Source organism: Cytobacillus spartinae, assembly GCF_042865285.1.
Lineage (GTDB): Bacteria > Bacillota > Bacilli > Bacillales > Cytobacillaceae > Robertmurraya_A > Robertmurraya_A spartinae.
In genome coordinates this window covers 65586-77531 of record NZ_JBIACK010000019.1, presented here as the reverse complement: position 1 = coordinate 77531, position 11946 = coordinate 65586, and the positions used below count along the sequence as shown (strand labels likewise).

Annotated in this window: 13 protein-coding genes and 1 tRNA gene; 1 reads left to right on the top strand and 13 read right to left on the bottom strand. The window is 37.1% G+C overall.

Annotation, left to right across the window (positions count from 1 at the left end):
* Positions 1 to 230: 230 nt before the first annotated feature.
* The 12 genes from ACFYKX_RS24810 to ACFYKX_RS24755 all read right to left on the bottom strand — a co-directional run bounded on the left by ACFYKX_RS24810 (position 231) and on the right by ACFYKX_RS24755 (position 9603).
* Positions 231 to 307: transfer RNA gene (locus ACFYKX_RS24810), tRNA-Arg, on the bottom strand.
* Positions 308 to 531: 224 nt separating this feature from the next.
* Positions 532 to 1050, bottom strand: a complete 519-nt coding sequence (locus ACFYKX_RS24805) for a metallophosphoesterase (protein ID WP_389364632.1) — start codon at positions 1048 to 1050, stop codon at positions 532 to 534.
* 64 nt (positions 1051 to 1114) lie between these two features.
* The gene (locus ACFYKX_RS24800) at positions 1115 to 1711 is read right to left on the bottom strand and encodes an XTP/dITP diphosphatase (protein ID WP_389364630.1); all 597 of its coding nucleotides are present in this window, start codon (positions 1709 to 1711) and stop codon (positions 1115 to 1117) included.
* Between the two features lie 2 nt (positions 1712 to 1713).
* Positions 1714 to 2484: a ribonuclease PH gene (gene rph, locus ACFYKX_RS24795; protein ID WP_389364628.1), complete on the bottom strand. Its 771-nt coding sequence runs from the start codon at positions 2482 to 2484 to the stop codon at positions 1714 to 1716.
* Positions 2485 to 2616: 132 nt separating this feature from the next.
* A complete protein-coding gene (locus tag ACFYKX_RS24790; protein ID WP_389364626.1) occupies positions 2617 to 3684 on the bottom strand; it encodes a GerMN domain-containing protein in 1068 nt (355 codons plus the stop codon).
* Between the two features lie 166 nt (positions 3685 to 3850).
* Positions 3851 to 4654, bottom strand: a complete 804-nt coding sequence (racE, locus tag ACFYKX_RS24785; protein WP_389364624.1) for a glutamate racemase — start codon at positions 4652 to 4654, stop codon at positions 3851 to 3853.
* Between the two features lie 10 nt (positions 4655 to 4664).
* Positions 4665 to 5135: a MarR family winged helix-turn-helix transcriptional regulator gene (locus ACFYKX_RS24780; protein ID WP_389364622.1), complete on the bottom strand. Its 471-nt coding sequence runs from the start codon at positions 5133 to 5135 to the stop codon at positions 4665 to 4667.
* Positions 5136 to 5323: 188 nt separating this feature from the next.
* The gene (gene gerE / locus ACFYKX_RS24775) at positions 5324 to 5548 is read right to left on the bottom strand and encodes a spore germination transcription factor GerE (protein WP_009796032.1); all 225 of its coding nucleotides are present in this window, start codon (positions 5546 to 5548) and stop codon (positions 5324 to 5326) included.
* 173 nt (positions 5549 to 5721) lie between these two features.
* Positions 5722 to 6204, bottom strand: a complete 483-nt coding sequence (locus tag ACFYKX_RS24770; RefSeq protein WP_389364619.1) for an acyl-CoA thioesterase — start codon at positions 6202 to 6204, stop codon at positions 5722 to 5724.
* 156 nt (positions 6205 to 6360) lie between these two features.
* A complete protein-coding gene (gene sdhB, locus ACFYKX_RS24765) occupies positions 6361 to 7122 on the bottom strand; it encodes a succinate dehydrogenase iron-sulfur subunit (protein WP_389364617.1) in 762 nt (253 codons plus the stop codon).
* Between the two features lies 1 nt (position 7123).
* Positions 7124 to 8887 (bottom strand): succinate dehydrogenase flavoprotein subunit, encoded by a 1764-nt coding sequence (sdhA, locus tag ACFYKX_RS24760; protein ID WP_389364616.1) that lies wholly within the window; start codon positions 8885 to 8887, stop codon positions 7124 to 7126.
* Between the two features lie 107 nt (positions 8888 to 8994).
* Entirely contained in the window at positions 8995 to 9603 is a 609-nt protein-coding gene (locus ACFYKX_RS24755) for a succinate dehydrogenase cytochrome b558 subunit (RefSeq protein WP_389364614.1), read from the bottom strand.
* Positions 9604 to 9978: 375 nt separating this feature from the next.
* Here ACFYKX_RS24755 and ACFYKX_RS24750 point away from each other — a divergent pair, with 375 nt between their 5' ends.
* A complete protein-coding gene (locus tag ACFYKX_RS24750) occupies positions 9979 to 10428 on the top strand; it encodes a YslB family protein (RefSeq protein ID WP_389364612.1) in 450 nt (149 codons plus the stop codon).
* Between the two features lie 121 nt (positions 10429 to 10549).
* Here ACFYKX_RS24750 and ACFYKX_RS24745 read toward each other — a convergent pair whose 3' ends face one another.
* The gene (locus ACFYKX_RS24745) at positions 10550 to 11779 is read right to left on the bottom strand and encodes an aspartate kinase (RefSeq protein ID WP_389364610.1); all 1230 of its coding nucleotides are present in this window, start codon (positions 11777 to 11779) and stop codon (positions 10550 to 10552) included.
* Positions 11780 to 11946 lie beyond the last annotated feature (167 nt).

Genomic DNA, 11946 nt, shown 5'->3' with positions numbered 1-11946 from the left:
GAATTCATAATGCACGTATCTCCACTCTATACTTGTTTCTCGACAACTCAAGTATATAAGAATGGATGATATCGTGCTTTTTTTATGCACTAAATAGTGTTTAAACCCCAACAAATATTATAGAATCAGATTTATAAAGGTTATATTTTCATCTAAAAATCCACATAAAAAAACCGTTATATTGACGTAAAACGTCTATATAACGGAATATGTACATAATGGTGTATAAATGGCGTCCCAGGAGAGATTCGAACTCCCGACCGACGGCTTAGAAGGCCGTTGCTCTATCCTGCTGAGCTACTGGGACATTGTATAAAACTTCTTGCAAATTTGTTTACGTCTTTCAAGGACATTTTTTATTATATTAGACTAACAATAGAAAGTCAACAGTAATTCAAAAATATTTTGCTCGAGGTAAGTAATTTTACCAACATATACGTATTTCCTTATCCTCGAGCTATTATATACTTTTTACTAAAAATATGGAAGTGTGAAATCTAACCATTTTAACTCAAAACACTTCGATTAAGTTTACTTGTTTAATGTAAATGTATCTCTAAGTTCCATTATCTCTCCTTGATCGAAATCAAATACATGGAGATATACATTTTCCTCTTTAATGTCTAAGATTACATAAGTCCTTTCCATCCTTCTTCGCGGTAACCTGAGGCTTCCAGGGTTAATAAAAAGAATTCCTTGAACCATTTCAGCCCCGAGAATATGTGAATGTCCAAAACATACTATGTTGGCCTGATGTTCCTGTGCTCGGTATAAAAGACTTATGAGAGATGATTTAACAGAGTATAGGTGGCCATGAGTAACAAAGAACTTCTTTCCTGCAGTTTCTTCTAACACATCGTCCTGATAACGGATTTCATAGTCACAATTCCCTCTAACCGTTACAAAATTTTCTATAGCGTTGTCAGTGGCCTCCAATTCAGAGTCTCCACAGTGAATCATTAGATCAACCTCATGTTCATGCCTGTTTTTCAGCTCTACAAGCTCCGATGTTAATCCATGACTGTCACTGACAATTAATACCTTAGCCATTATCACTCGCATCCTTTTTCATATTTCAATACGCTAAGTAGCAGGTCCTAAGTTCCTTAATTCCCTATCCTAATAAATCTGGTAATACTTCTTCCAACTTTCTTAGAGCTAGTGAGCGATGGCTAATTTGGTTTTTTTCTTCAGGTGTTAGTTCCGCCATAGTCTTTCTTTTTTCAGTAACATAAAAAATGGGGTCATAGCCAAAACCGTACTGACCTCTTCGTTCTTGTAAAATAACTCCTTCACAAGTCCCAAATACCGTTTTTGTTTCATGTGAGGGTACCGCAACTGCTAAAGCACAACAAAATCTTGCAGTTCTTGCCTCTTCATTAACCCCTACTAGTTCCTCAAGCACTTTATCTATATTTGCTTCATCATTTTTGGCTTCTCCGGCATAGCGGGCAGAATAGATCCCAGGTCTACCATCTAATGCATCCACTACAAGTCCTGAATCATCAGCAATGACTATTTTACCAAATAACTTTGAAATAGCTTCAGCTTTTAAAATGGCGTTTTCCTCAAATGTCTTTCCAGTTTCCTCGACATCCTCAATATCATCAAAATCTAAAAGAGTTTTCACTTCAAAACCACGCGGTCGAAGCATTCTCTCAAACTCTTTTGCTTTTCCACTATTCTTTGTAGCAATAACTACTTCTTTCATGTTCAAGCCTTCTCCTCTTTTTTCTCTCTTACTTTTTGGATATGTTCTGAGACTTCTTCACCTAAGACAGACTTTTGCATTTCAAACAGTTCCATTAACCCTTCTTCCGCAGCCTTTAAAAGCTGTTGAAGTTGATTATAAGAGAATGTAGACTCCTCCCCTGTCCCTTGAAGTTCTACGAATTCTCCATTTCCTGTCATGACAACATTCATATCTACCTGAGCTTTAGAATCTTCTATGTAATTTAAATCTAGTACCACATCATTATTGTCTAGTATTCCAACACTAGTAGCTGCTAGATAGTCAGTTACAGGAAAAGATCCAAGATTCTTTTCTTTATAGACTTTATTTAAAGCTTGTGTCATGGCAACGAACGCCCCTGTAATGGACGCTGTACGTGTGCCTCCATCCGCTTGAATAACATCACAATCAACCCAAACCGTTCTCTCTCCTAGAGCTTCAAGGTCGACAACAGCCCGAAGAGCACGACCGATTAATCGCTGTATTTCCATAGTCCGTCCAGTAATCTTCCCTTTCGCGGATTCCCTTATATTACGTTGCTGTGTAGCACGAGGAAGCATTGAATATTCAGCAGTAATCCAACCCTTTCCTTGCCCTCTCATAAAAGGTGGAACTTTTTCTTCAACACTTGCTGTACAAATGACCTTTGTATCCCCAACTGTAATTAGTACTGAACCCTCAGGGTGGATCAAATATTCTGTATCAATATGTATTGGTCTCAATTGAACCGGTTTACGTCCATCTGCACGCATTAAAATTCCTCCTTCAAAAAATATCAACAAGACATCACCTTAAATCCTTTAAAGAATGACAATAAAGAAGAGGTGGCATAAGCCTACCTCTTTCATTTTGTCCACATATTATAGTATATCAAAAAAGAATTTTTAAAAACTACCTGTATTAACATTTTCAGGACGAGTAACAGGCTCTGTTAATTTTTCACCATTTTCGTTCACAAGCTCTGCTTCTCCATTTACTGTTACAGCCACACTTTCAATACCTTTTTGTTCAGTTAAGGACAATACTAATGAGTTTAGAAGATGCTGAGAAATAATTTTTTCCTCAAAGCTGCCATAAACAGCTTCGTTAAAGTTTAATGTTACTTTTCCGTCTTCCACTTTTGGTTCTTCAACTAAAGCAACATCTGGTAAAAAGTCAGTTAGAAGACTAGACGTGTAGCTTGGACCTTTTACAAGTTCCCCAACAACTGCTGCAATATTATTTTCTACATCATTGCTTACGCGACGAGTTACAGGAACATAGTAATAAGAATCTTCATCTCCACCTAAATAGTAAACGGTAACACCTTTTGTATTCGTGATATCCACTACTTCAGTAGTATCCATGTTGATGCCATTCGCTCTACTTAATGTTTTACCGATTGGTGTCCCATTAACAGGCATCTCCGTTAATTCATGACCATTCATTTGTAGCTTAACATTTTCTACTGTATCAAATTGAGTTAATGTCCAAGTAACTGCTTCAAGAATTTTCATCTCGTCTTCTGGCTGATAGTTTTTAAACTCTTTCGAAAAGTCCACTACTGCCGTTTTATCTTTAATATCGACAGTCATTTGTGTATCAGCTGGAAGGACTGCAGCAAATCCATTTGGCAGCATTTCAGTAACTGGTCCATTTTGGACTAAAAATTCTAAAGCTTGTTTTGCAACTGAATCTGTTTTAGGTAGCGCAAAAGTCTGTGGTACGACGTAGCCATTTTTATCAACTAGATAAAGCTCTGTCATAATGGAACTTTCAACCGCTTCTTCCCCTTCAACTTGTTCCCCTGTTGCAGTTGTTTCTTCGACTTCCGTTGAACCAGCTTCCTCAGAGTAACTTACAGGTGGATCAATTTTCTCTTTCCCATCCCCACCGAATAAACCACACCCGGATAAAAGAACGGAAGAAACAATAACTGCTGATACGATCGTTGTTTTTTTATTTTTGGACATATATATCCCTCCAAAGACAGTTTGTACTACATGTATACGAGCCTTTTTAAAAATTAGACCGCCTCCTGAAAAAAAATTTGGACATTCCCTCTTTTTTTATATTTTTTGCATTTTAAAAAAGGACAAACCATTAAACACAAAAAAAATAAGCCCCCTAAATTGGAGACTAGTGTTTTCCGAGTCTTATTGTCGTAACCTCTTTAATATCTACATCTAACCACTGTGAAGCAATTCTTGAAAAAATTCCTTTTGACCCCGTTGTAAAAAACTCATGAACGGGTTCTTCTGCTCTATTTGCTAATAAAGAATTATAATACAGGATCGTACTTACCTCTCTAGCGGTTTCTTCTCCTGAGCTAATAACCGTAACGTCTTTTCCCATTACATTTTTTATAGAGTTTTCTAAAAGTGGATAATGGGTACAACCCAAAATAAGTGTATCTAACCCTTTGTTTCTTAGAGGACGCAAAGTTTCAGCCACTACTTTTTTTGCAACAGAACTCTCATACTCCCCACTTTCTACTAGTGGGACAAATTTAGGGCAGGCTAAACTTTTTACTTTCGTACGACTGCTTATGGATTTTAATGCAATTTCATAAGCATTACTTTTAATGGTGCCAACCGTGCCAATGACACCAATTTTATAATTCTTTGTCACTTTGATTGCAGTCCTTGCACCTGGATATATAACACCAATAACTGGTATAGATAGCTTCTTTTGAATGTCTTCTAGAACCACGGCTGTTGCGGTATTACAAGCAATCACAAGCATTTTTATATCTTTGCCAAGCAAAAAATTAGTCATTTGCCAGGTAAACGCTTTAACTTCTTCACTAGGTCTTGGTCCATATGGACAGCGCGCTGTATCACCTAAGTAAACAATTTTCTCATGTGGGAGCTGGCGTATTATTTCCTTCGCAACAGTTAATCCTCCCACACCAGAATCAATAATTCCTATCGGTTGTTCCAAAAAACTCGCCTCATTCTTCTCGCATTTCGTGATGTAATTTTACTAAACTATCCTTCAAGAGAACAACTTCTTCACTCGAAAAGTTTTTTAACACTTCTTGCAAGTAAAGTTGACGCTTTTTAATTACTTCTTCAATTACTCGTTCACCCTCTTCAAGAAGATGAATTCTGACTACTCTTCGATCATTTGGGTCTTTAACCCTCATCACAAGTTGATTTTTTTCCATTCGATCTACCAGATCTGTAGTCGTACTGAAAGCTAAATACATTTTGTTTGAAAGTTCCCCTATTGTCATGTCTCCACCTTCAAAAAGCCATTGAAGTGCAACGAATTGTGGTGGAGTAATCGTATAGTTACTTAAAATTTCTCTTCCCTTTTGTTTAATAATTCCTGCTATGTAGCGTAAATCTTTTTCAATATCAGCAAAAATTTCCATTTCATTCGAATCTTGTACGCTTTCTTGTGTATCTTCTAGTTTCATATATTCACAGCTCCTATTTTGGAATAGAGTAGAGAATTCGATTAAATATAAGAATTTCCGCGTTCGCCTTTTGCTCTATTTTCACCTTTTTCAGCATAAATTTCAAGAAGGAATAGGAATATTGTTATGAACAATATTTGCCTTTAAAAGTGTAAACCGGCATCCTTTAGTAGGATGGCCGGTCTAGATTAAAGTTCTAGCTCTCCCATTCGAAGGAGCTCTACAACAGCTTGTGAACGCCCCTTAACACCAAGCTTTTGCATGGCATTTGAAATATGATTACGAACCGTCTTTTCGCTAATAAACAATTCACCTGCTATCTCTTTAGTGGTTTTGTCTTGGACTAGCAGTTCGAACACTTCTCTTTCACGTTTGGTGAGTAACGGCTTGTGAGTATATTCATTCTCCTTCAAGTATTGTAACCCTCCTTGCCTTCGCCAGCTATGAACAGCGGGATGGGTATATATTTAGTCACCATATCATATGTAAATAAAACTATTGTAGTGACTACAATTCCTAAAAGGCGAAATATTTATTTTAAAATGTGCTTTTATCAAAGTTATTGTTCGTTTTGCCCATTAATGTGTTATACACTAGCTGATCCAACAGACTGTTTTTGTCCATGTAATAGCTCTTTCATACGATCAGTCCACTTAACCCCTTTTCCTGTCAATTTAGACATTTGGACGATCGTTCCTCTTCCAACAAAGCAAATATCTGATTTATCATTATTTCTAAGCCCCATATAATGAATATCAATGGATGAATTTCCGATTTTGTTCACTTTAACATAGATTCTAAGTTCTTCGTCTAAATAGACTTGTTTTAGAAAGTCACATTGCAAATCTGCCACAACCGGTATGCTTTCGTTTTCTGGTTTGAGCCATTCTTGCATTAAACCTTTGCTATTAAAGAAATGGATTCTCGCTTCTTCATAGTATGTAAAAGGTACAGTATTGTTCAAATGACCAAACATATCTATTTCAGAAAAACGAACTTTTACAGGATGATAAAACTCAAAACCTTCTTGCCATGATGCAAAATCCTCTATATAACCTATTCTGCTCACATTAATTCCTCCTATTATAGAGTACTGAATGATTATTCATTCTTCTATTATAATTATTTTTGAATAATTTGAAAACAGTTTATAGAAAGGCTGACTTATTTATTAATCTTGATAAATATAAAACCCCCCTTTTCAGACTGAAAAGGGGGGTTAAGATTACGCTTGGTCGCTTCCGAAGAAACTTCTGAAAGCTTGAACCGTAGTATCTCTATTTAATGCAGCAATTGATGTTGTTAATGGAATGCCTTTTGGACAAGACTGTACGCAGTTTTGTGAGTTACCACAGTTCGCAAGTCCACCATCACCCATAATCGTTTCTAGACGTTCTGCTTTGTTCATTGCACCTGTTGGGTGAGCATTGAACAAACGAACTTGTGATAATGGTTGAGGCCCGATAAAGTTAGATTTGCTGTTAACATTTGGACACGCTTCTAAACATACACCACATGTCATACATTTTGAAAGCTCATATGCCCATTGACGCTTAGTTTCAGGCATACGAGGTCCAGGACCTAAATCATAAGTTCCATCGATAGGAATCCAAGCCTTAACTTTCTTAAGAGCGTCAAACATGCGACTACGATCAACCTGTAGATCACGAACTACTGGGAACGTACGCATTGGCTCAAGACGAATTGGTTGCTCTAATTGATCAACAAGCGCTGTACAAGATTGACGAGGCTTACCGTTGATCACCATTGAACATGCTCCACATACTTCCTCAAGACAGTTCATATCCCAGTTGATAGGAGTTGTTTGCTTACCTTGTGAATTTGTCGGATTACGACGAATTTCCATTAAAGCGGAAATAACGTTCATATTCGGACGGTAATCTAATTCAAATTCTTCCTGATAAGGGGTTGCGTCAGGACTATCTTGACGAGTGATGACAAAGCGAACTGTTTTGTTTTCAGACATCTTAGTTATCCCCCTTCTTCTTTTTAGAATAGTCACGTTTACGAGGAGCGATCAGACCTGTATCAACTTCCTCATAATGGAATGCTGGTGCAGATTTTGCATCAACAAACTTCGCCATTGTAGTCTTTAAGAATTCCTCATCGTTACGTTCAGGGAATTCTGGCTTATAGTGAGCTCCACGGCTCTCATTACGGTTATAAGCACCAAGTGTAATAACACGAGCCAATTGAAGCATGTTTTGTAATTGACGAGTGAAAATTGCTCCTTGGTTGCTCCATTTTGCAGTATCGTTAATGTTAATCTTTTCATAGCGCTCTAAAAGTTCTACGATTTTTTCATCAGTTTTTAACAGCTTGTCATTATGACGAACAACAGTTACATTGTCAGTCATCCATTCGCCAAGCTCTTTATGAAGAACATATGCATTTTCATTTCCATCAAGAGACATAACTTTATTCCACTTGTTTTCTTCTTCTTGTACAGAACGGTCGAATACTGAAGAAGAAACAGAGTCCACACTCTTCTCAAGCCCACTGATATACTCAAGAGCTTTTGGCCCAGCTACCATACCACCATAAATAGCAGAAAGTAATGAGTTAGCTCCTAGACGGTTAGCACCGTGTTGAGAGTAATCACACTCTCCAGCGGCAAATAAGCCAGGAATGTTTGTCATTTGATCATAATCAACCCATAATCCACCCATTGAATAGTGTACAGCAGGGAAAATCTTCATTGGTACTTTACGTGGGTCATCACCCATGAATTTTTCATAAATCTCAATGATACCACCAAGCTTAATATCAAGCTCTTTTGGATCTTTATGAGATAGATCAAGGTAAACCATGTTTTCACCATTAATTCCTAGCTTTTGATTAACACACACGTCGAAAATTTCACGTGTTGCAATATCACGAGGAACTAGGTTTCCGTATGCAGGATATTTCTCCTCTAAGAAATACCATGGTTTTCCGTCTTTATATGTCCAAACACGACCACCCTCACCACGAGCAGATTCACTCATTAAGCGAAGCTTGTCATCTCCAGGAATAGCTGTTGGGTGAATTTGAATAAACTCACCGTTTGAATAATATGCACCTTGTTGATAAACAATAGATGCAGCAGAACCAGTATTAATAACAGAGTTCGTTGATTTACCGAAGATAATCCCAGGGCCACCAGTTGCCATAATAACTGCGTCTGCAGCAAATGACTTAATTTCCATAGAAGTTAAGTTTTGAGCAACAATACCACGACAAACTCCATCGTCATCAAGAACTGAGCCTAAAAATTCCCAGCCTTCATATTTCGTAACTAAACCAGCTACTTCATGACGGCGAACTTGCTCATCTAGAGCGTAAAGAAGCTGTTGTCCTGTTGTAGCACCTGCGAACGCCGTACGGTGATGCTGTGTACCACCAAAGCGACGGAAGTCTAGTAATCCTTCTGGAGTACGGTTAAACATAACTCCCATACGGTCTAACAAGTGGATAATACCAGGTGCGGCTTCAGTCATCGCTTTAACAGGTGGTTGGTTTGCTAAGAAATCCCCACCATACACTGTATCATCAAAGTGCTCCCACGGAGAGTCACCTTCTCCTTTTGTGTTAACTGCTCCATTAATACCACCTTGGGCACAAACAGAGTGAGATCGTTTTACCGGTACTAAAGAGAATAGTTCTACCGGAGATCCCGATTCTGCTACTTTAATTGTTGCCATTAATCCAGCTAGTCCACCACCGACAACAATAACCTTTCCTTTACCCATCGTGACTCACTCCCTTAATCGTTAGTCTATAAAATCCCGATCTAATAGTTTATCTTAGGCTTGCTTAAAAAGCATGAATGATATATATAAGCTCTAGGCTTTAATTTTTATACAAAAGCAAAAATTGCACGAAGGCCAACAAACGATAATGCAATAAAGATCACTAGTGTTACATAAGTTGAAATTAATTGTGATCTAGGTGATACTGTAAGTCCCCAGCTAACTCCAAATGACCATAACCCATTAGCAAAGTGGAAGATAGTAGAGATAACACCCACGATATAGAATCCTAGCATAAATGGACTAGCTAAAATATTCTCCATCATTTGATAGTTTACTTCAGCTCCAAACGCAGCAGCAATACGTGTCTCCCAAACGTGCCAAACAACGAATATTAGTGTAATAACACCTGAGATACGTTGAAGACGGAACATCCAGTTTCGGAAGAATCCAAAATTACTAGTGTTGTTTTTAGCAGTAAAAGCAATATAAAGTCCATAGATTGCATGAAATAATAAAGGTAAGAAAATGATACCTATTTCTAAAGCGTAACGGAAAGGTAGACTTTCCATAAAGTGTGCAGCTTTGTTAAAAGATTCTTCTCCCTTTGTAGCAAAATGGTTGATTACAAGATGCTGTATTAGGAATAGTCCAACTGGTATAACTCCAAGCAACGAATGTAATCGACGGTAAACAAACTCTCGATTCCCTGCCATAACTTTACCCCCCTTAAAATTTAACAGTGATGGATGTATAGTTTCACTTAATCCCCAACTGAGAAACAATAATATCCATCAGTTTGAACACTTAATTAACATTTGGTTACAATTATGTGACATGTTCATTTTACTCCCAACATTAGAGAGCGTCAAGAAAACGTATTCACAAAATCTCTTATATTGAAAAATTTTTTTAGGTATTGTGATATTACAAAAAAAGTAAATACTGCTTAAAAGCAAAAGAAAATAACAATTTTTTGAGTATATCAAAATAACATTTATTACTATTTCTTCCTGACCTCTTTTTTTAGGATTTCATGCTTAAAAATCACTGGAATTGTATATAATAGAATAATAGAAAGAGGGGAAAACATGAGTGACAATAAACAAATTGAGCAAGTTACAGATCCTATCGTTTCTGTTTCAGCATTTGGATATGAATTAATAAGAGATATTCTCTTACCAGAATTATTAGGAAAAGAAACTCCAGCCATTCTTTATTGGGCAGGAAAAGGGCTAGCTCGTAAGTTTCCGCTAGATAGCATCGAACAAGTTGTGGACTTCTTTGAACAAGCAGGTTGGGGGACATTAAGCCTTATCGAGCATAAAAAGAATGAATTAGAATTTGAACTTTCAAGTGAGTTAATAACACGTAGGTTCAAGATCAAAGATGATTGCTCTTTTCAGCTTGAGGCAGGATTTCTAGCCCAACAGATTGAGTCCCAACGGAAAACTACTGCAGAAGCATACGAACATCCAAAAAAGCGTGCAGGAAAAGTAATTTTTACTGTAAAATGGGATAAAAAAGATGTAGTTGACTAAGTGAATATTTTTAAAAGCTAAGCTTTCAAGGGGAATACCACCTGAAAGCTTTTTTATTGTTTCTTAGATTATAGTAACAACATTTTTGCTGTTAACATAGTAGTATATCTTGTTAATTTAACTAGGCTTTAACAGGAGTTCCTGCTAAATGAAAAGCTTGATGTAACGCTTCTACTGCTCTAATCATATTCCCCTCTTCAACAACAGTTGAAACCTTAATTTCAGACGTACTAACCATTTTTACTTGAATATCATTTCCAGCTAATACCTCAAACATTTCCGCTGCAACCCCTGGATTTGAAATCATTCCTGAGCCAACAATGGAAACTTTAGCTAAGCCAGACTCCGATTCAATCCCAATATAATTTAATTTTGATTTATTATCACCTAACACTTTAATGGTTTCATTTAAATCATCACTTTTGATCGAGAAAGATAAATTAGTTGTATTCTCATTTGTGGAACTCTGTATAATAATGTCCACATTGATATGATTTGATGCCAATGTAGTAAAAATCGTAGACAGACTTGTTAATGAATTAGGTAAACCAAGGACAGATACCCTTGTAATATCATCCTCAAAAGCAACACCACGTACAACTAAATTTTGTTCCATTCTAACTTCCTCCTCGATCATTGTCCCTACTTCACGTTCCATGCTTGAACGTACTTCCAATGGAACAGAATAATTTTTTGCAAATTCAACAGCTCTTGGGTGAAGAACTCCTGCACCTAGGTTTGCTAGTTCAAGCATTTCATCATAAGATACAGCTAAAAGCTTCCTAGCATCCTTAACATAACGGGGGTCTGTTGTATAAACTCCTGTAACATCTGTATAAATATCGCACTTATCTGCTTTTAAAGTAGCAGCAATGGCAACGGCAGTTGTATCCGATCCACCTCGTCCTAAAGTTGAAATGGCATCATCCTCGGTTATACCTTGAAACCCAGCCACAACGACAATTCTTCCATTATCTAGTTCTGACTTTATTCTGGTTGAATCTATATTTAATATCCTTGCATTCCCGTGGATTGATTCCGTTTGTATGCCAGCTTGCCAGCCGGTAAAGGAAATGGCATCATGACCTTTTTGGAGTAACGCCATCGTTAATAATGAAATGGTAATTTGCTCACCTGTTGTTAAAAGCATATCCATTTCACGTTTATTGGGATTTGAAGATATATCTTTTGCTAGGCTCACAAGCTTATCTGTTGTCTTTCCCATCGCGGAAACGACAACCACAACGTCATTTCCTCTCTCCTTTTCCTCAATAACGCGTTCAGCCACATTTAAAATTCTTTCTACACTTCCTACCGAAGTTCCACCAAATTTCTGGACAATTAATCCCACACTTTTCCCCTTCTTTCTGCAGATCTCATTTAAGGTTATTTTGTCCCTTACGCTTTTTTTGACAAGGCTTTTTTTCGTTAACTCTACTGTGTTTCTAAAAAAAAATGACCTTAATAACCTTAAGAATTTCACTTACAGGTACTCTTTTGGAACGAAAAGATGCCCCT